At 73.7% G+C, this 24787-nt stretch carries 21 protein-coding genes; 12 read left to right on the top strand and 9 right to left on the bottom strand.

The window, feature by feature from the left end; all coding sequences use genetic code 11:
* Position 1 precedes the first annotated feature (1 nt).
* On the top strand, positions 2-556 hold the full coding sequence (locus JE024_RS15235) for a hypothetical protein (protein ID WP_205376553.1): 555 nt from the start codon (positions 2-4) through the stop codon (positions 554-556).
* Positions 557-644: 88 nt separating this feature from the next.
* Here the strand turns inward: JE024_RS15235 and JE024_RS15240 are convergent, their stop codons facing one another.
* A complete protein-coding gene (locus JE024_RS15240) occupies positions 645-2744 on the bottom strand; it encodes an AfsR/SARP family transcriptional regulator (RefSeq protein ID WP_205374103.1) in 2100 nt (699 codons plus the stop codon).
* Between the two features lie 158 nt (positions 2745-2902).
* Between JE024_RS15240 and JE024_RS15245 the strand changes: the two genes are divergently transcribed.
* Positions 2903-3784 (top strand): alpha/beta fold hydrolase, encoded by an 882-nt coding sequence (locus JE024_RS15245; RefSeq protein WP_205374104.1) that lies wholly within the window; start codon positions 2903-2905, stop codon positions 3782-3784.
* Positions 3785-4006: 222 nt separating this feature from the next.
* Here JE024_RS15245 and JE024_RS15250 read toward each other — a convergent pair whose 3' ends face one another.
* Entirely contained in the window at positions 4007-4642 is a 636-nt protein-coding gene (locus tag JE024_RS15250; RefSeq protein WP_205374105.1) for a TetR/AcrR family transcriptional regulator, read from the bottom strand.
* A 115-nt stretch (positions 4643-4757) separates the two neighbouring features.
* On the opposite strand from JE024_RS15250, the gene JE024_RS15255 reads away from it, so the two are divergent.
* The gene (locus JE024_RS15255; RefSeq protein WP_205374106.1) at positions 4758-5540 is read left to right on the top strand and encodes an SDR family NAD(P)-dependent oxidoreductase; all 783 of its coding nucleotides are present in this window, start codon (positions 4758-4760) and stop codon (positions 5538-5540) included.
* A gap of 82 nt (positions 5541-5622) precedes the next feature.
* Here JE024_RS15255 and JE024_RS15260 read toward each other — a convergent pair whose 3' ends face one another.
* The 4 genes from JE024_RS15260 to JE024_RS15275 form a co-directional block, all read right to left on the bottom strand.
* Entirely contained in the window at positions 5623-6498 is an 876-nt protein-coding gene (locus tag JE024_RS15260; RefSeq protein WP_205374107.1) for a glycosyltransferase family 2 protein, read from the bottom strand.
* 139 nt (positions 6499-6637) lie between these two features.
* Positions 6638-7195 carry a L,D-transpeptidase gene (locus JE024_RS15265; protein ID WP_205374108.1) on the bottom strand — a complete coding sequence of 186 codons (558 nt, stop codon included), beginning with the start codon at positions 7193-7195 and terminating at the stop codon, positions 6638-6640.
* A gap of 326 nt (positions 7196-7521) precedes the next feature.
* Positions 7522-10044 (bottom strand): SpaA isopeptide-forming pilin-related protein, encoded by a 2523-nt coding sequence (locus JE024_RS15270; RefSeq protein ID WP_205374109.1) that lies wholly within the window; start codon positions 10042-10044, stop codon positions 7522-7524.
* Positions 10045-10242: 198 nt separating this feature from the next.
* Positions 10243-10824 (bottom strand): TIGR03086 family metal-binding protein, encoded by a 582-nt coding sequence (locus JE024_RS15275; RefSeq protein ID WP_205374110.1) that lies wholly within the window; start codon positions 10822-10824, stop codon positions 10243-10245.
* A gap of 72 nt (positions 10825-10896) precedes the next feature.
* Here JE024_RS15275 and JE024_RS15280 point away from each other — a divergent pair, with 72 nt between their 5' ends.
* The 3 genes from JE024_RS15280 to JE024_RS15290 all read left to right on the top strand — a co-directional run bounded on the left by JE024_RS15280 (position 10897) and on the right by JE024_RS15290 (position 13663).
* Positions 10897-11781 (top strand): helix-turn-helix domain-containing protein, encoded by an 885-nt coding sequence (locus JE024_RS15280; RefSeq protein WP_205374111.1) that lies wholly within the window; start codon positions 10897-10899, stop codon positions 11779-11781.
* A gap of 161 nt (positions 11782-11942) precedes the next feature.
* On the top strand, positions 11943-12695 hold the full coding sequence (locus JE024_RS15285) for a phosphodiesterase (protein WP_205374112.1): 753 nt from the start codon (positions 11943-11945) through the stop codon (positions 12693-12695).
* A gap of 188 nt (positions 12696-12883) precedes the next feature.
* Entirely contained in the window at positions 12884-13663 is a 780-nt protein-coding gene (locus JE024_RS15290; RefSeq protein WP_205374113.1) for a Mut7-C RNAse domain-containing protein, read from the top strand.
* A gap of 49 nt (positions 13664-13712) precedes the next feature.
* Here the strand turns inward: JE024_RS15290 and JE024_RS15295 are convergent, their stop codons facing one another.
* Positions 13713-14288 (bottom strand): TetR/AcrR family transcriptional regulator, encoded by a 576-nt coding sequence (locus tag JE024_RS15295; protein WP_205374114.1) that lies wholly within the window; start codon positions 14286-14288, stop codon positions 13713-13715.
* 148 nt (positions 14289-14436) lie between these two features.
* Here JE024_RS15295 and JE024_RS15300 point away from each other — a divergent pair, with 148 nt between their 5' ends.
* From JE024_RS15300 to JE024_RS15310, 3 genes are all read left to right on the top strand, one after another.
* Positions 14437-15963, top strand: coding sequence for an FAD-dependent oxidoreductase (locus JE024_RS15300; protein WP_205374115.1), 1527 nt, complete (start codon positions 14437-14439; stop codon positions 15961-15963).
* 117 nt (positions 15964-16080) lie between these two features.
* Positions 16081-16845: an SDR family NAD(P)-dependent oxidoreductase gene (locus JE024_RS15305; protein WP_205374116.1), complete on the top strand. Its 765-nt coding sequence runs from the start codon at positions 16081-16083 to the stop codon at positions 16843-16845.
* Positions 16845-17477 carry a GNAT family N-acetyltransferase gene (locus tag JE024_RS15310; protein WP_205374117.1) on the top strand — a complete coding sequence of 211 codons (633 nt, stop codon included), beginning with the start codon at positions 16845-16847 and terminating at the stop codon, positions 17475-17477. Before JE024_RS15305 ends, JE024_RS15310 begins: the two co-directional genes overlap by 1 nt.
* 236 nt (positions 17478-17713) lie before the next feature.
* Here JE024_RS15310 and JE024_RS15315 read toward each other — a convergent pair whose 3' ends face one another.
* Positions 17714-18907 carry an RtcB family protein gene (locus tag JE024_RS15315; protein ID WP_205374118.1) on the bottom strand — a complete coding sequence of 398 codons (1194 nt, stop codon included), beginning with the start codon at positions 18905-18907 and terminating at the stop codon, positions 17714-17716.
* A 171-nt stretch (positions 18908-19078) separates the two neighbouring features.
* Here JE024_RS15315 and JE024_RS15320 point away from each other — a divergent pair, with 171 nt between their 5' ends.
* The 3 genes from JE024_RS15320 (at position 19079) to JE024_RS15330 (ending at position 22647) form a co-directional block, all read left to right on the top strand.
* Complete coding sequence (locus JE024_RS15320) at positions 19079-19969, top strand: DUF3558 domain-containing protein (protein WP_205374119.1); 891 nt, start codon at positions 19079-19081, stop codon at positions 19967-19969.
* A 99-nt stretch (positions 19970-20068) separates the two neighbouring features.
* Complete coding sequence (locus JE024_RS15325; RefSeq protein ID WP_205374120.1) at positions 20069-20782, top strand: DUF3558 domain-containing protein; 714 nt, start codon at positions 20069-20071, stop codon at positions 20780-20782.
* 98 nt (positions 20783-20880) lie between these two features.
* Entirely contained in the window at positions 20881-22647 is a 1767-nt protein-coding gene (locus tag JE024_RS15330) for a DUF2637 domain-containing protein (RefSeq protein WP_205374121.1), read from the top strand.
* Between the two features lie 293 nt (positions 22648-22940).
* Here the strand turns inward: JE024_RS15330 and lysS are convergent, their stop codons facing one another.
* Positions 22941-24668 (bottom strand): lysine--tRNA ligase, encoded by a 1728-nt coding sequence (gene lysS / locus JE024_RS15335; protein ID WP_205374122.1) that lies wholly within the window; start codon positions 24666-24668, stop codon positions 22941-22943.
* Positions 24669-24787 lie beyond the last annotated feature (119 nt).

Raw genomic sequence — 24787 nt, forward strand, 5'->3', positions numbered from 1 at the left:
TATGCATCGCGGTGGCGGACTGGGCGAGGGGACCGACGACCTGGGTCCTGAGCCTGCCCGACGGGGAAAACACCGGCGAGGCGAAGCACATGAGCCCGTGGGAGGCAGGAGCGGCCGGTTGGGGGTGACCTACAAGTACTTCGGCGCGCCCGACGGCGCGACGGCCGCCCGTGTGCCCATCTCGATGCGCCCCGAGGAACTCGGCGGCGACGAACTCGGCATGGGCGGCATGTTCACCAAGATCAAGCCGGAGACCATAGCCGCCATGGTGCTCACGGGCATCCAGGGCATGCCCCTGCACAGGGTGCCGCCGCTGGAACTCGTGGTCCTGCACCCGGACTACGCGGTGGTGAAACTGCCGATGACGGCGGTCGATCCGCTGCGCGACATCGGCGAGGAATCGGTGGGCGCGGCCGCGTTCATCTGGTCGACGGTCCCGGACCGCGGCGGTCCCAGGGACGCCTTCAACGTCTACCAACTGCTGCACGAATGGCAAGATTTCAGCCATCGTCTGCACGAGGCGGGACATCAGCCGTACTGCCTGGTCTGGCCCTGACGGGGCCGGCGGCACACGAGGGCGGGCCCCGCGGGCCCGCCCTCTCACGTTTCGTGCCCCTTCGGGCCGTTCACGCCCCTCACGCTCTTCATGCCCCCTCGCCCGGATCCGCTCCCTCCGTTCCCTCCGCTCCGTCCGTTCCGTCCGCTCCGTCCGTTCCCTCCGCCAGGGCGGCGTCGGCGGCGCGCAGATGCCTGCCGACCGGGCCGAAGGAGATCAGCCCGCTCCCCGCGCCGGCCGACTCGCCCCGGGCCCCGGCGAGCTCGTCCCGGGCGCGGCGCAGCACGCGGCGCTCCCCCACGGCCCCGGCCGCACGGGCGAGTACGCACCACAGGGCCTCCTGGAGCAGGTCGTGCGGCGGGCGAGGCGCGACGGCGAGCGCCCGGCGCGCCTCCACCGCCCGCCCCTCACCGGCCAGGACCAGCGGGGTGATCCACGGCTCGTAGGGGCCCGGATCGATCCCGTCGAAGGCGCCGGGGCCGGGCAGGCCGTCGCCGCGCAGCACGGGGACGAGGGCGACCAGGGCCGGGGCGCCGTGGGCGAGTCCGGGCATACCGCACTGCGCCGTCACGCCGAGGACCTCCCGGTACAAGGGCTCGGCCCGGCCCCAGCCGTCGGTCTCGCAGACGCGCATCGCCCGGTACCAGGCGGTGAACACCCCGGCCAGCGGGCGTTCATGACGGCGCGCCAGCCCGTCCACCGCGTCGGCCTCGGCGCCGGCTCCCGCCGTGTCGCCCAGGGCGGCGAGCGCCTGCATCCGCACCAGGCGGCCCAGCACCTCGTGGCCGGGCAGCCCGTGGGTGACGGACAGGGAGGCCAGTTCGGCGCCGACGTCCGCACGGCGCGGGGCCAGGCCGCACCGCTCGAAGGACTGCATGAACGCGCCGTTGAGGGCGAAGGCCAGCAGCGCGGGGTCGCCCAGCTCCCGGGCGAGCCGCACGGCCCGGTCCGCTGCCCGGCCGGCGCGCCGCCGCCAGGGCTCCTCGCCCGGGTCGTCGCCCGCCCGGGGCACCGGCCCCTCGGCCGCCGCGTCGCCCCGCGACTCCACCGCGACGACCGCCAGCAGCCGCGCCCGGACCGAGGCCGGGGCGCCGGGCCCCAGCCCGGCCGCCGTCCTGACGGCCGCGCCGACGAGGGCGCCCGCGCCCGCCGGGTCGTCCGCGCGCGTCCACACGGCGGGGACGTCGTAGGAGCCGATCACCCGCGCGGCCAGGTCGGCGTCGCCCGTGGCCTCGGCCGCGGCGACCACGTCCGCCCGCTGCTCCCTGGCCTCCTCCAGGCCGCCGGCCCCGGCCACGGCCAGATCGCGCAGCAGCCCCGCCGTGGCGTGCAGCCGCAGCCGGGCCCGGCCGGGCACCGAGCGCTCCCAGGCGGCCGCCGCCCGGCCCCACACCCCGTCGGCGAGCCCGGCCCCGGCCGCGTCACCGGAGCCGGGCGCGTCCGGGCCCCGCAGGATCCGTTCCTGGGTGCGCGCCAGCGCCGGGCCCGGGTCCATGCCGAGCTGCCCGGCGAGGGTGTCCCGGGCCCGGCGCAGCGTCTCCAGCGCGTCGCCGCGCCGCCCCGACCGGTCCAGGGCGGTGGCCAGCAGCACCCAGCCGTCCTCGCGCCAGGGATGGGCGGCCACATGGGCCTCCAGATCGGGCACCGCGTCACGGGCGGCGCCCGTCGCCACCAGCGCGTCGGCGCGGCGCTCGACCGCCTGGAGCCGCAGCGCCTCCAGCCGGGCCCGGTCCCCGGCGGCCCAGCGCGCCGCGGGGAAGTCGGCCAGCACCGGCCCGCGCCACAGGGCGAGCGCCTCGTCCCAGAGCGCCGCCGCCGTGTGCGGGGGCGCGTCGGCGGCGCGGGCGGCGGCGTCCTCGAAGCGCCAGGCGTCGACCGCGTCCCGCCCGGCGTGCAGCACGTACCCGGGCCCCTGCGTCACCAGCAGCCGCGGGGCCCGGCGGGCCGGGCGGTCCGGCTCCAGGACCCTGCGCAGCGCCGCGACGAAGGTGCGCACCGCGCCGACCGAGCCGGCCGAGGGGTCGTCGTCCCAGAGGTCGGCGACCAGCCGGTCGACGGGGACCACCCGGTTCCTCGCCACCAGCAGCCGGCCGAGCACCTCCCGGTGGCGGGGCGCGCCGAGGGCGACCGGGGCGCCGTGCGCGTTCCAGGCGGCCACCGGCCCCAGCAGTCCGAACTGCACACCCACCGCACGGCCCTTCCGCGTCCCGCCCCGCCACGGGCCCGCGCGGGCGCTCATCGATCGCTGATCCGGGGCCCGCAGCCTGGACGACGTCCCCGAGACCCCGGGCCGGACGACCGGCACCGGGAGACGTCTCCACCCTGCCACGAGCACCAGGAGCTGCTGTGACATCCCTGAGCATCCCCGGCTTCACCCGGCACCGCGTACGCGTCGACGACGGCGTGTCCCTCGACGTCGAGGCGGGCGGCACCGGCCGGCCCGTCGTGCTGCTGCACGGCTTCCCGCAGACCCGTCTGATGTGGCGGCACGTCGCCGCCGACCTCGCCGTCGACCGCACCGTCATCTGCCCCGACCTGCGCGGCTACGGGGCGAGCGACAAGCCGGCCGAGACCGGTCCCGAGGTGTACTCCAAGCGGACCATGGCGCGGGACGTCGTCCGGCTCGCCGCCGAGCTCGGACACGACCGCTTCGACCTGGTCGGCCACGACCGGGGCGCGCTGGTCGCCTTCCGCGCGGCCCTGGACCACCCGGAGGCGGTGGCCCGTGTCGCGATCCTGGACGTCCTGCCGACGCTGGACATGTGGGACGCGATGCACGGCGTCACGGCCGCGATCGGCTTCCACCTGTACCTGATGGCCCAGGAGCCCGGGCTGCCGGAGGCGATGATCGGGGCGAGCCCCGACGCCTTCTTCGGTCACTTCCTCGACGTCTGGGCCTCCGGCCCCGGCGCGATGCCCGACGCGGTGCGCCGCCACTACCTGGACGCCTGCGCCGCCGCCGTCCCCTCGATCGTGGCCGACTACCGCGCCTCCGCGGGCATCGACATCGACCACGACACCGCCGACCGCGACGCGGGCAACCGCCTGACCGTGCCGGTCACCGTCCTCCAGCAGGACTGGGGCGCGGCCCTGGGCTACCACGCCGAGGGCCTGTGGAGCGCCTGGGCACCCGACCTGCGCCACGGCACCGTCGGCTGCGGTCACTTCATGGCGGAGGAGGACCCGGCCCTGATCGCCACGGAGATCCGCGCCCTCGCGGAGCGCTGAGGCGGGCTGCCCCGGGGGCTCCGGGTTCCCGGGGGGGCTCCCCGGGGCGGGGCTCCGGGTTCCCGGGGGGGCTCCCCGGGGCGGGGCTCCGGGTCCCGGGACTTTCCGGGGGGCCCGGCTCCCGGGGCGGGGCGCCTCCGGAGCGCGGGGCCCGGTTCCCGGGACGGGGCGCCTCCGGAGCGCGGGGGGCTCCGGGGGCGCGCACCGGAGGGTGCGGGTTCGTCAGCGGGCGGGCGGGGGCGCGTACCGGGCCAGCATCATCAGCACGGCCTCGTCCACGACATGGTCCGTCGCGGACCGCTCCGGCGCCCACCGCGCCAGCAGCATCCGGGGCCAGAAGACGTAGTTGGAGATCATCCCGAGGAACTGCGTGGCGGCAAGGTCGGCGTCGTCCAGCACGACCGTGCCCGCCTCGCGCTCCGCCTCCAGATAGCGGCGCACCGACGCGAAGTACGGCATCTTCCCGCGGTTGAACTGCGTCTGAGCGAGCTCCGGGAAGCGGTGCAGTTCGGCGATGACGATGCGGAAGAGGTCCGCCATGCCGGGCCGTGCGAGCAGAGCGGCGTAGCGGCGGCCGATCACGGTGAGTCCCGCCCGCGGGTCGCCCGCGGGCGGCTGGGCCGCTTCGTCCTCGTCGCCGGACCGCCAGGAGGCGGTCACGATCGCGTCGAACAGCACCGCCTTGGTCGGGAACTGCTTGAAGAGCGTCGCCTTCGACACCCCGGCCGCCTCGGCGATCCTGGCCAGGGACGTCCTGTCGTAGCCGGATTCGAGGAACAGCCGGGTGGCGGCCGCCAGGATCGCCGCCCGCTTCTCGCCGGCGACGCGCTGGTGGTAGGCCGAGGGCTCGGTGGTCATGGGGCCATTCTACGGCGAGGTGAGTCACTTGACTCACCACCGGCCACCCTCGTAGCCTCCATGGCGAGGCGAGTCACTCGACTCACCATTACGCTGCACGGGAGAGGCCCGCACCATGGGACGCTTCGACAACCAGACCGTTCTCGTCACCGGCGGTACCGGCGGACAGGGCGCCAGCCATGTCCGCGCCTACCACGCCGAGGGCGCCCGGGTCGTGATCGCCGACATCGCCGAGGAGCGCGGCGCGGCCCTCGCCGCCGAGCTGGGCGACCGCGCCCTGTACGTCCGCCTCGACGTCACCGACGAGGCGTCCTGGCAGGCGGCGGTCGCCGCGACCGAGGAGCGCTTCGGCCCGGTGACCGTACTGGTCAACAACGCGGGCGTGCAGAATCCGCCGGCGCCCGTGGAGGCGACCGATCAGCGCGTCTGGAACCGCATCCTCGACATCAACCTCACGGGGACGTTCCTCGGCATCAAGGCCGCGGCCCCCTCCCTGCGACGGGCCGGCGGCGGCGTGATCGTCAACATCGCCTCGACGTCGGGCATCGTCGGCACCGCCCATTACGCCCCGTACGTGACCAGCAAGTGGGGCGTGCGCGGCCTGACCAGGACCGCGGCGCTGGAGTTGGGGCGCGACGGCATCCGCGTCAACGCCATCCACCCGGGAGTGATCGCCACCCCCTTCATCACCGAGCCCGCCGCCGGGAGCGAGGCGCCCATCGCGGACTTCTACTCCCCCGAGCCGTTCGCGATCCCGCGGCTCGGTGAGCCCGCCGACATCACCCGGGCCCTGCTCTACCTCAGCTCGTCCGAGGCGTCCTTCGTGACCGGGGCGGAGTTCGTGGTCGACGGCGGCCTGCTGCTCGGCCCCGCGCTCCAGCAGGAGGCGGCCGCCTGACCTGTCGCCGGGTACGCGGGCGCAGCGCCCGCACGCGCCCCGCGCGTCAGGCGGACGTCCGGCCCGTGCGCTGCGGCCGGGCTCAGACCACCGGCGGACGGCCCAGGCGGGCCATCAGCCACACGGTGCTCCAGCGCATCGGCCGCCGCTCCCCGCAGGGGGTGCGGACGCCCTCGGCGAAGCCGCCGAACCAGGCGCGCAGGCCCGAGCCCGACCGGGTGCGGGCCAGGGTCAGGGCGGTCCACGACCCGAGGTAGAGCGGCACCAGCAGCGCCGGGAGGTTCCGCTTGGCCAGCCAGACCCGGTTGCGGGCCGTCATCCGGTAGTAGACGCCGTGCCGGGTGGGCGCGGTCCGCGGGTGCTGGAGCACCAGCTCGGGGGCGTAGAGGATCTTCCAGCCGTCGTCCAGCGCACGCCAGGCGAGGTCCGTCTCCTCGTGGGTGAAGAAGAAGTCGTCCGGCCAGCCGCCGACCCGCTCCAGCATCCGCATCGACAGCGCGTGCCCGCCGCCGAGGAAGGTGGTGACCTGGCCGCCCCGCATCGGGTCGGTCCTGCCGATCCGGGGGACGTGCCGGCGCTGGGTGAACCCGGTCTCGTCGGCGATGCGGAAGCTGACGATGCCGAGCTCCGGGTCGGCGTCGTACATCGCCGAGACCCGGCTGAAGACGTCGGGCTCGATCAGCAGCCCGTCGTCGTCGAGGTCCACCAGGACGTCGACGTCGCCGAACTCGCGCAACCGCTCCATGGCGACGTTGCGCCCGCCGGCCACCCCCAGGTTCTCCGGGAGTTCCACTCCCGTGACGCCCGGGGGCAGTTCGGAGAGCGCGGCACCGTTGGAGACGACGACGATCCGGGTGGCGGGCAGGTCCTGCGCGGCCACCGAGTCGAGCAGCGCCCCCAGTTCGGCCGGGCGGGTACCCATCGTCAGTACGGCCACACCCACACGCGCTCGGGACACGTCCACATCTCCATCTGTCGCCGGTCGTGACCCGCGCTGTCGCCGGTCGTGACCCGCGAGCTTAACGGGATCCGTCCGGCGGATGTACGGAGGCGGTCGCGGGAGGGCGGGGTGAGACCGCTGTCACCCGGAGGCGGGGTCAGTCCGCGGTCCCGGGCTTGACGCCCCACACGTAGACACTGTCCTCGACGTCGAGCAGGTCCCAGAGCGTCGCGGCGTCGTCCACGGCGAGGTTCACACAGCCCGCGGAGCCGCCGCCGTCGTACAGGTCACCGGGTCTGCCGTGAATCGCCTGGCCGCCGTCGAAGAACTGCGCGTACGGCATCGGTGCGTCGTCGTAGAGGGTGGAGACGTGGTCGCGGCTGCGCCAGTAGATCTCGTGCATGCCGGGGCGGGTCTCCTGCGCGTCCCGTCCGGTGCGGATCGGCACGGGCCCGAAGTCGACCGTGTCCCCCGACTGCACCCAGAGCAGCTGACGGTCCATGTCGACGCAGGTCACACGATAGGTGCGGACCGGGCAGCGGCCCGCGGCGTTCGGGTCGGGCGACGCCTCCACGGCGACCATCGTGCGGTAGGTGGCCAGGTCGGCGAAGCCGTCCCGGCGCGGCGTGCCGTGCTCGGTCTGGAAGGCGCGCACCGCCCGGCAGTCGGCCTCCGACTGCCGCCCGTCCACGGTCAGCCCGAGATGCCGCTCCATCTGGCGCTGGTAGGGGCCGGCGGCGGCGGTGCACGGGGTGTCAGCGGCCGGCGCCGCCGCGGCGGCGCCGGGGCGAACGCGCAGACGAGTACGGCGAGGGCCGCGGGGACTCCGGCGGAGCGGGCGGGGCGCATGCGAGGACCTCCAGGGTGCGCGGACTGGTCCCGAGTGGAACAGCGCACCCGCCCGGCCGACCACTGCTGGTCGGCCGGGCGGGTGATCCGCGTCACCGCGGCGACCGCATCCTCGCCGCGGCGAGGATGCCGGACACGTCGGCGGCATCGGCCGCGTGGGAGGCGCCGGAGGCTTCGGAGGCTTCGAAAGCGTCAGACGCGCGAGGCTTCGCGGGAACGGTCCGTGCCTCCCTTGCAGTTCTTGCCCTTGCAGGGCTCGCCGCGCTCGTTGTCGAGTTCGACGGTGACGCCCCGGTCGCTGTTCTCCTCGGTCACCTCGTACGGGCCGGTGACGGGGTTGCCGGGGAGGACGTAGCCCTCCGGCACCGCGGTCTCGACGAGGTAGTACTCACCGAGCGGCAGGTCGCCGAAGACGCACCGTCCCGCCTCGTCGGTGGAGCAGCCCGCGTCGGCGCGGGTGTCGGGGTCCGTGCCGGTCCGCTGCAGTCCGTCGACACCGTTCGTCTCGCGCCACAGCTCGAAGACGGCCCCGGCCAGCAGGGCGCCGTTCTTGGCGTCCGACTTCACCACGGTGAGCGAACCCGTGGCCGGGGGCTCGGGCGTGCGGGTGTTCTCGACCTCGGCCTGGACACCGGTACCGGCGTTCTGCGCCGTCAGCACCAGGGGACCGAAGACGTTCGGGTCCGGCAGCGGGTAGCCACTGGGGGCTTCCGTCTCACGCCAGTAGTACGTCCCCGCCAGGACCAGCCGGGAGCAGATCCCGGATGCGGGGGTCGCGCAGGTCGTGACCAGCGTGTCCGGGTCCGTCCCGCCGGTCTGCAGACCCGTGACGTCGTTCGTCTCGCGCCACAGCTCGAACTCCGCACCCGCCAACGGCTCACCCGACTCCGCGTCCGTCTTCAGCACCCGCACCTGACCCGTCGTCGGCGGCAGGGGGGACTGCGTGTTCACGGCCTCCACCTGGACACCGGAATCCGCGTTGTCGCTGTTCAGCTCCACCGGACCGAAGACGTTCGGGTCGGGCAGCCGGTAACCGTCGGGCGCCTCCGTCTCACGCCAGTAGTACGTGCCCGTCGTCGTGGTGGCCGAGCACACCCCCGTGGCCGGCGTCGTGCAGGTCGTGACCAGCGTGTCCGGGTCCGTCCCGCCGGTCTGCAGACCCGTGACGTCGTTCGTCTCGCGCCACAGCTCGAACTCCGCACCCGCCAACGGCTCACCCGACTCCGCGTCCGTCTTCAGCACCCGCACCTGACCCGTCGTCGGAGGCAGGGGGGACTGCGTGTTCACGGCCTCCACCTGGACACCGGAATCCGCGTTGTCGCTGTTCAGCTCCACCGGACCGAAGACGTTCGGGTCCGGCAGCCGGTAACCGTCGGGCGCCTCCGTCTCACGCCAGTAGTACGTGCCCGTCGTCGTGGTGGCCGAGCACACCCCCGTGGCCGGCGTCGTGCAGGTCGTGACCAGCGTGTCCGGGTCCGTCCCGCCGGTCTGCAGACCCGTGACGTCGTTCGTCTCGCGCCACAGCTCGAACTCCGCACCCGCCAACGGCTCACCCGACTCCGCGTCCGTCTTCAGCACCCGCACCTGACCCGTCGTCGGCGGCGGCGTGTCGCAGTCGGGAAGGTCCCCGTCGAAGGGGTAGGCGTGGAACTCCTGGCCGCCCCCGCCGCCGGCCGGGCTCGTGTGGGTGAGCGAACCGGTGGTGAAGAAGCGTCCGTTGATCCCCGGGAGACTCACCGTGGTCAGGGAGGACTGCTCCCCCATCAGGAAACTGCCCTGGAACTGTCCGGTGCCCGTCAATTCGACGGTCGTCGCGTCGGGGTAGTTCCACAGAAGCCTCTCGCGGTAGGCGTTCAGCGGGTCGGTGGCATCGTCGATGCCACCGCTGTACGTGTTCAGGACCCGGTCCGTCCCGAAGACGTTGACCAGGACGGTCGCGTCGGCCGGGATCCCGGCGAAGACGACGCCCTGCTGGCCTCCTCCGGCCGCGACCATGTCGAAGTCGACGTTGAAGACCTGCAGAGCGGACGTCCCGTCACCGGTGAACAGTGTCTGGGAGCCCTGGTTGACCGCGGTGCCGGTCGGCGTCCGGCGCTGCCCGTCCACCCTCGCGTAGCACCGGCTGGCCGCGGTGAGTTCGTCGCGCAGCCCTGCGTACGGGTCGACGGCGTCCGGGTCGGGCTGCGGTTCGCCGGTGATCGTTCCGGAGAGGGTGCCCGCGTACCGCACGATCCCGCGCTCGCCGTCCAGACCCCCGGTGGTGTCCAGCGTCTGGCCGGGGGCGACGGTGACGTCTCCGCCCGTCGTCAGGAAGGGCGTGTCGACGGAGGGCGGCACACGCGATCCGACCCCCGCGATGCCGAGGTTGTAGTTGCCCCCGGCCGCGGTGTCCTTGTTCTGGTCGAAGGCGTCGAGCACGACGACCCGGCCCTCGGCCTCCGCCGCACGGCCACGCACCAGGAAGTCGTCGCCCACGAAGATGTTGATCCCGTCGTCCCGGCCCGCGAACGGACCGTTGCCGATCCCGGGGAACGGGTCGGGGCAGGATCCCGGGACGCAGGGACCGAGCCCCCCTGGCAGCGGTGCGGCCTGTGCCGGAGCGGCACCCGGCCCGATCGTGAGCACGGGCACCACGGTGGCCAGCACGGCGCAGGCGGCACCGCTGGACAGCGCGCGTTTGCGCAGTGCGGAGAGGCGCTTGGCGAGGGAGTACATACGCCGATGCTCGGCGCGGCCGGGGAGCCAGACCGGTCATGACACGATCAGTTGATCCGAACGACCGCGATACCACCCGATCGAAGCCCTGGATGGCCCATCGACCGGCACCGCCACCGGCACCCCCGCCCTGCGGGCACCGCTCCCCACCGAGCCCGCCTCCGCCCGGAGACGTCCCTGACCACGGGCGAATCAGGGCTACGGGCGGGTCCAGCCCGCCTCCCGCCCGGTGAGAGCCAGCAGCCGGTCGAGGCCGGAGACCTCCGCCTCCCCGCCGGGAAGCGGTCGCTCCTCACCGAACATCCCCATCGACCGTGCCGTCGGGGCGAGTTGCGAGAACGCGGTCGTCACCTCGGTCACGGTGAGGGGGTCGGGGGCGTACGGCTGCTCCGTGGCGCGGGCCAGGTCCCAGCCGTGGACGACAAGATCACCCAGCGCCATCCGCCCCACCAGGGCGGCAGGCATGTCCATGGCCCCCGTCGTGCCTTCGTCGGCGCCGGGCACGGCCCACGCCTCGGTCAGGGCACGCGCCTGTGCGCCGAAGTCCGACCGCCAGTCACCGTGGCCGACGAACCGCGGCAGGTCCGAGAAGTCGGCGTCCTTCTTCGCCGCCAGGCGCTGGAAATTGACGACGACCTGGAAGAGATGGTCGACCAAGGCGCGCACGTCGTACTCGGCGCACGGCGTCGGGCCCGCAAGCTGATCGTCGGTGATGCCGCGCACGACGTGGACCGTGTGTCCGGCGGCCCTTTCGAGCAGGTCACTCAGGGTGTTCGTCATGGGGCGACCGTAGGCATCCGACCTCCGCACCGTCTTGAAGAAACGCGACACCTCCCGGCATAGGATCGAGGAGTGACAGGGCCGCGGCGGGACACGCGAGGCATCGTCGAGGCGGGGGAACTGTTCTCCCGCGTGGATTTCCGCCGCCGCGAACCGGCCCCCGCGCTGCGCCCCTTCCTGGAGCACTACTGGCTCATCGACTGGGACCTGCCCGAGCCCTACGCCACCCATGTGGTGCCGCACCCCTCGGTGAACATGGTCTTCCAGCGCTACGGCGACGAGGAGCCGTGGGCGGAGGTCGCGGGGATCGGCATGGAGCTGTTCACGCAGAAGCTGACGGGCAGCGGCCGGGTGTGCGGGGTGCAGTTCCGGCCGGGCGGCTTCCGCCCGTTCGCGCCCAACCGGCCGGTGTCGCACTGGACGGGCCGGCGGGTCCCCCTGCACACGCCGCCCCCGCCCCTGCCCCCGTCCCCGGGGCCGGAGTCCGTAGCCGCGTCCGCGCCGGAGCCGGCGCCGCTGCCGGTGTCACCGGGCGGGGTGCGGGCCGTCGTCGGGCCGGACGACGAGGACGCCCGGGTCGCCGCCCTCGACGCCCTGCTGCTCGGCCTCGGCCCGCACCCGGCGGCCGTCGACCGGTCCCTGCGGGCCGTCGCCCTCGTCGACCGTGTCCGTACCGACCGCTCGATCCGCCGGGTGGACGAACTGGCTTCGGCGGAAGGCGCGTCGGCGCGGTCGCTGCAGCGCCTGTTCGCCGAGCAGGTGGGCGTCGGCCCCAAGTGGGTGATCCTGCGGTACCGGATCCATGAGGCCCTGGAGCGCGCGGAGTCGGGCCAGGAGCCCGACTGGGCCGCGCTCGCGGACGAGCTCGGCTACAGCGACCAGGCCCACCTGGTCCGGGACTTCACCGCGACGGTGGGCGTGCCGCCCACGGCGTACGGCCGCCCCACGGGTGGATGACCGGCCTCACCGGCCTTCCGCGGCGCAGCGCCTCGTTCCGCTGCCTCACCTCCCTGCCTCCCTGCTCCGCTCCGGCGTTCCCGGCCCCCTCCAACCCCTCCCGCGACGATCGACTAATGCCCTAGGGTGATCAAACCATTAATCATGGAGGGGGTTCATTCATGCTGCTCGCCCACATCAGCGACCTGCACCTGGACGGCGACGCCAGGGCGACCGACCGCGCCGCCCGCACGGTGACCTATCTCAACTCCCTCACCCGGCAGCCCGACGCCGTCCTGGTGACGGGTGACATCGCCGACCACGGCGCACCCGAGGAGTACCGGCTCGCGGCGGAGCTGCTGTCCGGCCTGAGCTCGCCCCACTTCACCTGCCCCGGCAACCACGACGACCGCGCCGCCTACCGCGAGGTCCTCCTCGGCGCCGCCCCCGGGACGGCGACCTCGGAGCCCGTGAACCGACTGCACCTCGCCGGCGGCCACGCCCTCCTGATGTGCGACTCGACGATCCCCGGCGAAGACCCGGGGCTCTTCGACGACGAGACGCTGAGCTGGCTGGAGCGCACCCTCGACGACCTGGGCGATACCCCGGCGCTGCCCGCCTTCCACCACCCGCCCGCGGTGATCCACCACCCCTATCTGGACTCGACCAACCTCACGAACGCGGACCGCCTGGCCCGGGTGCTGACCGGCCGGACGAACATCCCGGCCGTCCTCACCGGACACGCGCACACCCCCGCGGCCACCACCTTCGCCGGGCTGCCGCTCCTCATCGCCCCCGGTGTCGTCTCGACCGTGCGCCTGCCCTGGGAGCCCGGCGAGACGCTCACCGACCGCGACGCCCCGCCCGCCGTCGCGTTCCATGTACTCGGTGAGGCCGCCTCCCCCGTGGTGACGCATTTCCGCTTCGTCCCCTGACCGGCCGCGGGCCACCGGCGGCCGGTCACCATCCGGCGGCCGGCCGCCGGGGGCACGCGCCCGTCGGCTCATCGGCGCGAGGGCCGCCGCCCGAGCACGCCCACCACCGCAGGTCCCGCGAACCGGCCCTACGGCCGCGGCCCGCAATCCGCTGGCTGGAGCGGTGCGCCCGGTGACATGCTGACGGCGTGAACGGACCGGAGATCACCTTCAGCGTCGCCCCCGAGCTGCGCCTCTTCGTCCCCTCGGACCGCCGCCGGGGACGGACCACCGTGGTCACGGACGGCTCGTCGACCCTGGGCCATGTCGTCGAGTCCCTGGGGGTGCCGCTGACGGAGGCGGGCCGTCTGCTGGTCGACGGCTCCCCGGTGCCGGTCTCGCACATCCCGCGCGAGGGAGAGCACGTCGACGTGCTCGGTGTGGCACGCCCCCAGCAGGTACCCGGCGCTCCCCTCCGCTTCCTCCTCGACGTCCACCTCGGCACGCTCGCCCGCCGGCTGCGGCTCCTCGGCGTGGATGCCGCGTACGAGAACGAGGACATCGGCGACCCCGCCCTCGCCGCGCTCTCCGCGAAGGAGCGGCGCGTCCTGCTCTCCCGCGACCGGGGGCTGCTGCGGCGCCGCGAGATCTGGGCCGGCGCCTACGTCTACAGCGACCGCCCCGATGACCAGCTCACCGATGTACTGGAGCGGTTCGCCCCGGCGCTGGCGCCCTGGACCAGGTGCACCGCGTGCAACGGCCCGCTGCGGGAGGCCGACAAGGACTCCGTGCAGAACAGACTGGAGCAGGGGACGCAGCGCTCCTACGACGTCTTCGCGCAGTGCACGGCGTGCGAACGCGTCTACTGGCGGGGCGCCCACCACGCCAACCTGGAGGCGATCGTCGAGTCGGCGATGCGGACGGCCGGCACCACCACCCGCGGGGACGCCTCCGTCGGCCCCGGCCAGGGCCCCGCACCCGCCGCCTGACCCGGCTGCCCGCGGGGCACCCCGCCACCCGTCCCGGCCGTCCGCCGCCTCAGGGAGCCTCGGCCGTGAGGTACCGCTGCACCGTGGGCGCCAGCCAACGGACCACCTCCTCCCTGTCCATGTCCACGGCGGGCGGCAGACACAGGACATAGCGGGCCAGCGCCATGCCGAGGATCTGCGAGGCGACCAGCGCCGCCCGGCGCGGGGCGTCCGCCGGGTCGGGTGACATGCCCGCCGCGATCGGCCCGAGCTGGTCCCTGAAGATCGACCGCGCGCGCTCCGCCGCCACCGGATTGGTCACCGCCGCGCGCAGCAGGGCCGTCAGCACCTCGTCCTGCTCCCACCGGTCGAGGAAGTGGGAGACCAGGACGGCACCCGCGTGCTTCCCGGGCAGGGCCCCGAGCCCCGGCAGCCTCAGATCGAACTCGGAGGCCGCGGCGAACAGCCCCTCCTTGTTGCCGTAGTACCGCATGACCATCGAGGGGTCGATGCCCGCGTCACGCGCTATGGCCCGGATCGTCGCCCGCTCGTACCCGTCGGCGGCGAACCTCTCACGCGCGGCTTCGAGGATCGCGGCCTTCGTGGCATCGGAGCGGCGCGGACCGCCGGCTGCTTCCGTCGTCATGCCAACAACTGTAGGCCAACAACCGTTGACATCGCCAGACCCCCACGCCTACATTTGCCAACAAGCGTTGACCAACAGATGTTGGCCAACAAGCGTTGACCGATGCGGGCGCCTCCGGGCCCACGTCGCCGACATTCGGGAGGCAGTCATGAGCGGCATCGCCGAGTCAGGCACCACCGGCGCAGCGGACAGCCAGGGTTCCGCAGGCACGCCGGGCGACGACACCCTTCGCACCGACGTGGTCGTCGTCGGAGCGGGGCCCACCGGACTGCTGCTCGCAGGAGACCTGGCCGAGGCCGGCGTCGCCGTCACGCTCGTCGAGCGCCGGCCCGCAGGCAGGAGCAACCTCACCCGAGCCTTCGGCGTGCACGCCCGCACACTGGAGGCACTCGACGCCCGCGGTCTCGCGGAGGAGCTGGTGGCGACAGGCACCCGGCTGACGACACTCAGTCTCTTCCGCCGTCTCGCCCTGGACCTCACCGCGTTGCCCTCCCGGTTCCCCTTCCTGCTGATCACTCCGCAGTACGAGGTGGAGCGGCTCCTGGAGCGCCGGGCGCGCGCCGCCGGCGTCGACTTCCGCCACGGCACCGAGCTGACGGGCCTCGTCCAGCACCCCGCCGCATCCGGCCAGGGGACCGACGCCCCCGGCCACGCCTCCGTCTCCGCCGAGCTGCGCGCCTGTGACGGCACCCTCACCACTCTCCGGGCCCGCTTCCTCGTCGGTGCCGACGGCCACCGCAGCCCCGTCCGCCAGTCCCTCGGGCTGCCCTTCCCCGGCGCCTCCGTCATCAACTCCATCGTCCTCGCGGACGTACGCCTCGCCGAGGAGCCCGCCCAGCTCCTCACGGTCAACGGCGCGAACGACACCTTCGCCTTCATGGCCCCGTTCGGCGACGGCTGGTACCGCGTCATGGGGTGGGACCGCACCCGCCAGGCCGACGACGGCGAGCCCGTCGACCTCGACGAGGTCCGCGACATCGCCCGCCGCGCGCTGGGCAGCGACTTCGGCATGCACGACGCCCGCTGGATCTCCCGCTTCCACAGCGACGAGCGCCAGGCACCGGCCTACCGCGTGGGCCAGGTCTTCCTCGCGGGCGACGCCGCCCACGTCCACTCCCCCGCAGGCGGCCAGGGCATGAACACCGGCCTCCAGGACGCCGCCAACCTCTCGTGGAAGCTGGCCGCCGTCATACGGGGCCAGGCGCCCGACCCCGAGACCCTCCTCGACTCCTACGAGTCGGAGCGCCACCCGGTGGGGCGGGCCGTACTGCGCAGCAGCGGCGCGATCGTGCGCCTCGCCATGGCCCACACCCCGCTCCAGCGGGCGGCGCGCTCCTTGGCGGCCCGGTTCCTGAACACGGTCCGGCCCGCGGCCGCCCGGGCGATGGGCATGGTCTCCGGCATCGGCATCGCCTACAGCGCACCACGCGGCGCCCACCCGCTCGCCGGACGACGCGCCCCGGACCTGAAGCTGGCCGAGGGCCGGCTCTACGAACTGCTGCGCGCGGGCACGTTCGTCCTGATCGAGGCGGCTGACGGAGCCACCGCCACGCCGCCGCCCGCACCTGCCGGCGTGGTGCGGGCCCACTGGGCGGCCGGGCGGCGCCACCCGGCACTCCTGGTCCGGCCCGACGGTTACATCGCCTGGGCCTCAGGGCGCCGCACGTCACTGTGACCGAGCCGACCCGGCAGCGCCCCGCCGCCCGCCCCGAAGGCGCCCCGCCCTGCCACCGGCCCGATCAGCGGGCCGACCTATCCTGATCCCAGTCCGACCACACGTGCGAGGAGCCCTATGACCACCGCCGGAACGCCCGTCGCCGTCGTCACCGGAGCCAGCAGCGGCATCGGCGCGGCCACCGCCCGGCAGCTGGCCGCCGCCGGCTTCCACGTCGTGCTCACCGCCCGGCGCAAGGACCGCATCGAGGCGGTCGCCGCCGAGATCACCGAGGCCGGGCACCAGGCCACCGCCCAGGCGCTCGACGTCACGGACCGGGAGGCGGTGGACACCTTCGCCGCGTCGCTGAGCCGCTGCGACGTACTGGTCAACAACGCGGGCGGGGCTCTCGGAGCGGACCCCGTCGCCACCGGCGACCCGGCCGACTGGCGCCGGATGTACGAGGTCAACGTCATCGGGACGCTCCATGTCACCCAGGCCCTGCTCCCCGCGCTCACCGACAGCGGCGACGGCACGATCGTCGTGCTCTCCTCCACAGCGGGCCTCTCCACCTACGAGGGCGGCGGTGGCTACGTGGCGGCGAAGCACGGCGAGCACGTCCTCGCCGAAACCCTGCGCCTGGAGATCGTCGGCACACCGGTCCGTGTGATCGAGGTGGCCCCCGGCATGGTGAAGACCGACGAGTTCGCCACCACCCGCTTCCGTGGCGACACCGACAAGGCGGCCAAGGTCTACGCGGGCGTGGCCGCGCCGCTCACCGCCGACGACGTGGCCGAGACCATCACCTGGGCCGTCACCCGGCCGCCCCACGTCAACATCGACCTGCTCGTGGTCCGCCCGCGGGCGCAGGCGTCCAACTCCAAGGTCCACAGGGAGCTGTGATGGCCGCCCCCACCGGCGTCACCGTCCGACGGCTGACCGCCGAGGCCCTCCCCGTCGCAGCGGAGGGCCTCGGCGCCCTCCTCGCGGACGCCGTCGACGACGGGGCGTCCGTGGGGTTCCTCGCCCCTCTCGCCATCGACCGGGCGGCCGCCTACTGGTCCGGGCTGGCACCCGCCCTCGCCGACGGGACGGTCACGGTCTGGACCGCGCACGCCGACAACGGCGGCGGCAACGACGGCAAGCGGCACGCCGACGACGACGGAACCGGCACCGGCACCGGCACCGGCACCGGCACCGGCGGCCGTCTCATCGGCACGGTCCAGCTCCGCTCCGAGACGTCCCCCAACGGCACCCACCGCGCCGAGGTGGCCAAGTTGCTCGTGCACCGGGACGCCAGGGGCCGCGGCGTCGCCCGCTTGCTGCTGACCGCGGCCGAGGAGTGCGCACGCGACGCGGGCCGCACCCTGCTGCTGCTCGACACCCAGACGGGCAGCGCCGCCGAGTATCTGTACCGCTCCGCGGGCTGGACACCGGTCGGCACCGTCCCCGACTACGCCGCCGACCCGGCCGGGGTGCTGCGCCCGACGACGTTCTTCCACAAGACCCTCGGCGGCCCCGCCGGGTCGGACTGACCGGCCGGGGAAGCCCTCGTACCCGGGGCTCGGTCCACACGAGAGCTCGACGTACGCAAGAGCTCGACCGCCGCACGAGCTCGGTCCACACAAGAACTCGACGTCCGCACGTGCTGAACCTCCGCACAGGCTCAGCCCACGCCACGCGAGCTCGACCGCCACACGGAATCGGTCCACACGAGAGCTCGGCGTCCGCACAGGCTCGGCGTCCGCACGGGCTCGGCGTACGCGACGGCTCAGCCCTTCACGCACACCAGCTGCTTCAGCTTCGCGACCACCTCGACGAGGTCCCGCTGCTGGTCGATGACCCGCTCGATCGGCTTGTACGCGCCGGGGATCTCGTCCACCACGCCCGAGTCCTTACGGCACTCGACGCCACGCGTCTGCTCCTCCAGGTCCCTCGTCGTGAAGCGCCGCTTCGCCGCGTTCCGGCTCATCCGGCGGCCGGCACCGTGCGACGCGGAGTTGAAGGAGGCCGCGTTCCCGAGGCCCTTGACGATGTAGGAGCCGGTGCCCATGGACCCGGGGATGATGCCGAAGTCGCCGGAGCCGGCCCGGATGGCTCCCTTGCGGGTGACCAGCAGGTCCATGCCGTCGTACCGCTCCTCGGCCACGTAGTTGTGGTGGCAGGAGATCACCGGGTCGAAGGTGACCTTGGCCTTGCGGAACTCCTTCCGCACGACCTCCTGGAACAGCCCCATCATCACGGCGCGGTTGTACTTCGCGTACTCCTGCGCCCAGAACAGGTCGTTGCGGTAGGCCGCCATCTGCGGTGTCTCGGAGACGAAGACGGCGAGGTCGCGGTCGACCAGGTCCTGGTTGTGCGGCAGCTTCTGCGCGATGCCGATGTGGTGCTCGGCCAGCTCCTTGCCGATGTTGCGCGAACCGGAGTGCAGCATCAGCCAGACGGCGCCCGTCTCGTCGAGGCAGAACTCGATGAAGTGGTTGCCGCTGCCCAGGGAGCCCATCTGCTGCATCGCCCGCTCGCGGCGGAACTTGACCGCGTCGGCGACATGGTCGAACCGGCTCCAGAAGTCGTCCCAGCCGCCGGTCGTCAGACCGAACACCCGGCCGGGGTCGACCGCCTCGCGGTGCATCCCGCGGCCGACCGGGATCGCCTGCTCGATCCGGGAGCGCAGCCGTGACAGGTCGCCGGGCAGGTCGCCCGAGGTCAGCGACGTCTTGACGGCCGACATGCCGCAGCCGATGTCGACGCCGACCGCGGCGGGACAGACCGCCCCGTGCATCGCGATCACCGAACCGACAGTGGCGCCCTTGCCGTAGTGGACGTCCGGCATGACGGCGAGCCCCTTGATCCAGGGCAGCGTCGCCACGTTGCGGAGCTGCTGCATGGCGCCGTCCTCGACCGACGCGGGGTCGGTCCACATACGGATCGGTACCTTCGCACCCGGCATCTCTACATACGACATGACTCCTCGATTCCCCCGATGGCAGTGAAAACGCAAATACCCGGCAAATGACCGCGAAAGGTTAGGCGGACCGGCATCCGGGGCGGCGTGTGCGATAGACATTGTGTCCAGCCGCCCTCTGCGGGCGACAACCGAATTTCCCGGGGACACCGGAGGAAAGGGGCCTGGCACGTGCTTCGGAAGACATATGGTCCCGGCACGGCCGCGCTCCTCGCGGCGGTGCTGGGCGCCGGTGCCGCCGGCTGCACCGCCGACGGCGGCGGCGACGACCGCGCGGCCGATCCCAAGGCGGGCACGGCGCCCGTCCCGGCGGCGGCGCCCGGCAAGTACCGCACGCTGCTGGAGCCGTGCGGAGCCGTCGACAGCGCGGCGCTCAAGGACCTGCTGCCCGGCCTGGCGTCGCTCGCCCCGGAGCAGCAGCGGCAGGCGTTCCAGGGCACGCCCGCCGTCACGTACAACACGGACCGCCGTGCGGCCTGCAGTTGGAAGGGCCAGGCGCCCGACGCGTCCCACCAGTTGCGCGTCGAGTTCGAGCGGGTGGTCTCCTACGACCCGGCCGTCAGCGACGAGGACCGCGCGCAGGAGGTGTTCGCGAAGAAGCAGGCCTCGACCTCCGTGCCGGTGCAGCTCGAACCCGAGGAGCCGGAGGAGCCCGCCGGGGAGGAGCCCGGCGGTTCGCCGTCCGCGTCCCCCGGCACCGGCGCGACCGCGGGTGTGGGCACCCAGGCGGGACGGACCCCCGACGGATCCGAAGCCTCCGGGGAGCCCGGCCGGCCGGGCGGCTCCGCGACCGGCCCGTCGGCGAGCGCGTCCGGCGAGGGCCTGGAGCCCCGCGTGCTGACGAGCCTCGGCGACGCCGCCTTCATCGACGACGTGCTCGACACCACCCGCCCCACGGCCCAGCGCCGCGACGTGAGCGTGGTGTTCCGCACATCCAACGTGATCGTGACCATCGTCTACGCGGAGCAGCCCGCCCCCGCGGCAGAGGTGCCGGACAGCAAGGAACTGCAGGAAAAGACCCAGAGCGTGGCCCGCCGGCTGGCGGAGCTCTTCGACGAGTAGAGCGTCCCGCCGCCCCGCGCCGGCTTCCGCGACCCGGCCCGCGCCCGGGCCCGGCCGCGTACCGTGGCCTGGCCGACCGTACGACCGAGTGAAGGAACCATGCACCGTTCAGCCCCGCGACTCACCCGCATACTCGCCTGCGCAGCCGTCCCGGTGATGCTCGTCGTCGCCGGCTGTTCCTCGGACTCGGGTTCCGACGGCGCGCCCAAGGCCTCCGCCTCCCCGACCCCCGAGGCGAAGAAGTCGCCGGAGGTCGCTCCGGCGAAGTTCACCCGGCTCCCCGACCCGTGCTCGGTCATGGCGGCCAAGACGGTCGAGGACCTGGTCCCCGGGGTGAAGTCGAAGGGCGGCACGGCCGGCAAGTCGTCCGACGCCGCCAGCCGCGGAAGCTGCTCGTGGAACGGCCTCGACGACAACGGCGTGAAGGGCTCGCAGTACCGCTGGCTCGACGTCTCCCTCCTGCGCTACGACTCCGACACCTCGCTCGCCGTCAGCGGCGACCAGCGCGCCCAGCAGAGCTACGCCAAGGAGATCGACAAGGCGAAGGCGACCGAGGGCGCCAAGAACGTGAAGACCGCCGCCGCACCCGGGATCGGCAGCGAGGCGACCACGGTCAACTACACCCTCAACAAGACCGACGAGGACTTCGTCTACGCCACGATCGTCGCCCGCACGGCGAACGGCGTGGTGACCCTGACCTACAACGGCACGGGCTACGCGGGGGCGAAGAACCCGTCGTCCGCGGAGCTCACCAAGGCCGCGCTGAAGGCGGCCAAGGAAGCGGTGGCCTCCGTCGAGGCCGCCAACAAGTAGGCGGCACAGGGGGCTTCCGCCCGAGGGCGGAGGAACGGGGTCCGCCGGCATGTGCCAGGCTGTGCCCCGCACAAGAGGGAGAAGGGGAGGGGAACGCGGTGGCCGCGATGCAGCTGACACGTACACACCGAATACTCATCGGTGTCGTCGTCGCCGGAGCGCTGGTCATCGCCGCGATCGGCTTCGCGGGCTCCTACGCGGCCGTGCGCGAGCTGGCCGAGCGCAAGGGCTTCGGCGACTTCTCGCTCGTCTTCCCCATCGGCATCGACGCCGGCATCTGCGTCCTGCTCGCGCTGGACCTGCTGCTGACCTGGATGCGGATCCCGTTCCCGCTGCTGCGCCAGACGGCGTGGCTGCTGACCGCGGCGACGATCGCGTTCAACGGCGCGGCCGCCTGGCCCGACCCGCTCGGCGTCGGCATGCACGCGGTCATCCCGGTGCTGTTCGTCGTCGCCGTCGAGGCCGCCCGGCACGCCGTGGGCCGGATCGCGGACATCACGGCCGACAAGCACATGGAGGGCGTGCGCCTCACCCGCTGGCTGCTCTCGCCGGTGCCGACGTTCAAGCTGTGGCGCCGGATGAAGCTGTGGGAGCTGCGCAGCTACGAGCAGGTCATCAAGCTGGAGCAGGACCGGCTGATCTACCAGGCGCGTCTCCAGGCACGGTTCGGCCGGTCCTGGCGGCGCAAGGCCCCGGTGGAGTCGCTGATGCCGCTGCGCCTCGCGAAGTACGGCGTGCCGCTCGCGGAGACCGCGCCCGCCGGGCTGGCCGCCGCCGGCATCGACCCGGTGCTGCTGCCGCCGGCCCCGCAGCCGGCGGCCGTGGCGCCCGCCGCGGACGCCCGATCGCTGCGGGAGCGGCTGTCGCAGCGTGAACTGCCGAGCGCCGACACCGCCTCCGGCGCCCGGCCCGCGCACCCGGCCCCGGACACCGACGCCACCACCCGCGTCACCAGCGACGCCACCGGCACCCCGGCCGCCGTGCCGACCGGTCCCGCAGAGCAGGCCGAGCACGCCGGTTCCGCACAGCCGCAGGAGGGCCCGGGCACCCACGGGAGCCCGTGGTTCCATGCGCAGCACCTCCCGCAGGAGGCGCAGGCGAACGCCCCCGGGCAGGGCCACGACCCCGCCCGTGCAGAGGCGTTCGAGCCCGTGCCCGTGCCGGTCCCCGCGGGCCCCGGCCGCACCCGCCCGCTCGGCCCCGGCCCCGACGGCCAGGTCTTCGACGGCCAGGTCTTCGAGGGCCCTCAGCAGCAGGCCGCCGGACAGCAGCCCGCCCCCGGCCCGTACGCGGACGACAGGTACCCGCAGCGCCCGTACGCGCCCGGCCCCTACGCCGGTCCGCAGCAGCAGGCGGACGGCCGGCCCTACCCCGAGGACCGGCACCGCCCCGACGACCGGCAGTACCCCGCACAGCAGTACGTGGACGGACAGCAGTACCCCGAGGGACAGCACGACGCGCAGGGCCGGCCCGGGCAGCAGTTCCCCGACGGCCGGCAGGCACCGTTCCCGTCGCAGGCCCCGTTCCCCTCGCAGGAACGTCGCCCGGAGCCGCGCTACTCCGGCCGCGGCCCGGTCGAGCCCATGGCGGCGGACGGCCCCGAGGCGGACCTTCCGGCAGGCCGCGAGCCGGGCCCCGACACGGACTTCGCCGCCGAGGACAAGGAGTTCGCGGAGGCCGCGTACCCGGTCTTCGTGGCGTACGTGGACGAGCACCGGGACTACCCGAAGGCCGACCACCTGGACATACTGCTCAACGACCGCCACGGTGTGCACCACCCGCGGAGCACGGCGCTGCTCAAGCGGCTGCTCCCCGAGTTCCGCCAGCGCCTCCAGGCGGACCTCGAGGCCGAGCACATCGCCTGACGCGTCCCGGCCCCGCGGAGACCGTCGCTCACGCCTCCGACGGCCCGTGCCACCTCCGAGCCGTGACGCCTCCGACGACCCGTGCCACCTCCGAGCCGCGACGCCTCCGATCCGTGCCGCCTCCGACCACGGCGAACCGCGCACGGCGAACCGCGCACCGGCCGCAGGTGCGCTCACGCCGGAGGGCCCCCACCCCTGCGGGATGAGAGCCCTCCGGTCCGAGTGAAGCCGGCGCGAGCCGGCGCGATCGGAATCGACCGGAATCGCCCCGAATCGCCCCGACGCTAACCGGGTCAGGAACCGAGCAGCTTGCGCACCCGGTCCGCGCCCACCGCCAGCAGCAGCGTCGGCAGCCTCGGCCCGGTCTCCCTGCTGACGAGCAGCCGGTAGAGCAGGGCGAAGAACGCCCGCTGCGCGACCTTGAGCTCCGGCGTCGGCTTCGCGTCCGGTTCGAGACCGGCCATCACCTTCGGCACGCCGTAGACGAGCGTGGTCAGGCCGTCGAGGGACCAGTGGGTGTCCAGGCCCTCCAGCAGCAGCCGCAGCGATTCGCGGCCCTCGTCGTCGAGGGAGCCCAGCAGCTCGGCGTCCGGCTCGGCGCGCACCACCGTGCGGGCCTCGGCCGGGACCTGGGTGGAGATCCAGTTCTCGGCGCGGTCCAGGCGCGGGCGGACCTCGTCGAGCGCGGTGACCGGGTGCTCCGGGTCGAGCTCGGTGAGGATGCGCAGCGTCTGGTCCTCGTGGCCGCCGGTGATGTCGGCGACCGAGGCGAGCGTGCGGTACGGCAGCGGGCGCGGGGTGCGGGCCAGCTCGCCGGCGGCCGTGCGGGCGGCACGGGAGTGGGCGGCGGCGTCGGCGGGCAGCACGGTGCCGTCCGCGACCTTGCCCTCCAGCTTGTCCCACTCGTCGTACAGCCGCTGGATCTCCTGGTCGAAGGCGATCTTGAAGGACTGGTTCGGCCGGCGGCGGGCGTACAGCCAGCGCAGCAGCTGCGGCTCCATGATCCGCAGCGCGTCCGCCGGGGTCGGCACACCGCCGCGCGAGGACGACATCTTGGCCATGCCGGAGATGCCGACGAAGGCGTACATCGGGCCGATCGGCTGCTCGCCGCCGAAGATGCCGACGATCTGCCCGCCGACCTGGAACGACGAGCCGGGCGACGAGTGGTCGACACCGGACGGCTCGAAGATCACGCCCTCGTAGGCCCAGCGCATGGGCCAGTCGACCTTCCAGACCAGCTTGCCGCGGTTGAACTCGCTCAGCCGGACGGTCTCCGAGAAGTCGCACGCGGTGCAGCGGTAGGCGAGCTCGGTGGTCTCGTCGTCGTAGGCGGTGACGGTCGTCAGGTCCTTGTCGCACGCGCCGCAGTACGGCTTGTACGGGAAGTACCCGGCGGACGTCGCGCCGTCGTCCTCGGCCGCCGCGCCGGAGCCCTCGGCCGCCTCCAGCTCCGCCTCGTCGACGGGCTTCTGCCCCTTCTTCGGCGGGGCCTTCTTCGTCCGGTACTGGGCGAGGATCGCGTCGATGTCGCCGCGGTGCCTCATCGCGTGCAGGATCTGCTCGCGGTAGACGCCCGCGGTGTACTGCTCGGTCTGGCTGATCGGGTCGTACTCGACGCCCAGCTCCGCCAGCGACTCGGTCATCGCCGCCTTGAAGTGCTCGGCCCAGTTCGCGTGGGGGGAGCCCTTCGGCGCGGGCACCGAGGTCAGCGGCCTGCCGATGTGCTCGGCCCAGGAGTCGTCGACGCCGTCGACGCCGTTCGGCACCTTGCGGTAGCGGTCGTAGTCGTCCCAGGAGATCAGGTGGCGGACCTCGTGGCCCCGGCGGCGGATCTCGTCGGCGACCAGGTGCGGGGTCATGACCTCGCGGAGGTTGCCGAGGTGGATCGGACCGGAGGGCGAGAGCCCGGACGCGACGACGACCGGTTTGCCAGGCGCACGTCGCTCCGACTCGGCGATGACCTCGTCCGCGAAACGGGAGACCCAGTCGGTCTCGGTGCTGCTCTGAGCCACGGTCGGCACGTCCTTCTGTCTCGGAACTGACGCGGCCCATTCTCCCAGACGCGACGGCACGCCCCGGGGCAGCCCGCCGCTCGGGGAAACGGCTTGCTCCCCCGTGGGATACTTGACCGTCGCACCAT

Origin of the sequence: Streptomyces zhihengii (assembly GCF_016919245.1) — a bacterium.
In the GTDB taxonomy this organism is placed as follows: domain Bacteria; phylum Actinomycetota; class Actinomycetes; order Streptomycetales; family Streptomycetaceae; genus Streptomyces; species Streptomyces zhihengii.

Coding starts and splice junctions, on each gene's coding strand:
- JE024_RS15235 (WP_205376553.1), top strand. CDS start 2: ATGCATCGCGGTGGCGGACTGGGCGAGGGGACCGACGACCTGGGTCCT.
- JE024_RS15250 (WP_205374105.1), bottom strand. CDS start 4,642: ATGACCACCGAGCCCTCGGCCTACCACCAGCGCGTCGCCGGCGAGAAG.
- JE024_RS15255 (WP_205374106.1), top strand. CDS start 4,758: ATGGGACGCTTCGACAACCAGACCGTTCTCGTCACCGGCGGTACCGGC.
- JE024_RS15265 (WP_205374108.1), bottom strand. CDS start 7,195: ATGGAGCGGCATCTCGGGCTGACCGTGGACGGGCGGCAGTCGGAGGCC.
- JE024_RS15270 (WP_205374109.1), bottom strand. CDS start 10,044: ATGTACTCCCTCGCCAAGCGCCTCTCCGCACTGCGCAAACGCGCGCTG.
- JE024_RS15275 (WP_205374110.1), bottom strand. CDS start 10,824: ATGACGAACACCCTGAGTGACCTGCTCGAAAGGGCCGCCGGACACACG.
- JE024_RS15285 (WP_205374112.1), top strand. CDS start 11,943: ATGCTGCTCGCCCACATCAGCGACCTGCACCTGGACGGCGACGCCAGG.
- JE024_RS15295 (WP_205374114.1), bottom strand. CDS start 14,288: ATGACGACGGAAGCAGCCGGCGGTCCGCGCCGCTCCGATGCCACGAAG.
- JE024_RS15300 (WP_205374115.1), top strand. CDS start 14,437: ATGAGCGGCATCGCCGAGTCAGGCACCACCGGCGCAGCGGACAGCCAG.
- JE024_RS15305 (WP_205374116.1), top strand. CDS start 16,081: ATGACCACCGCCGGAACGCCCGTCGCCGTCGTCACCGGAGCCAGCAGC.
- JE024_RS15310 (WP_205374117.1), top strand. CDS start 16,845: ATGGCCGCCCCCACCGGCGTCACCGTCCGACGGCTGACCGCCGAGGCC.
- JE024_RS15315 (WP_205374118.1), bottom strand. CDS start 18,907: ATGTCGTATGTAGAGATGCCGGGTGCGAAGGTACCGATCCGTATGTGG.
- JE024_RS15325 (WP_205374120.1), top strand. CDS start 20,069: ATGCACCGTTCAGCCCCGCGACTCACCCGCATACTCGCCTGCGCAGCC.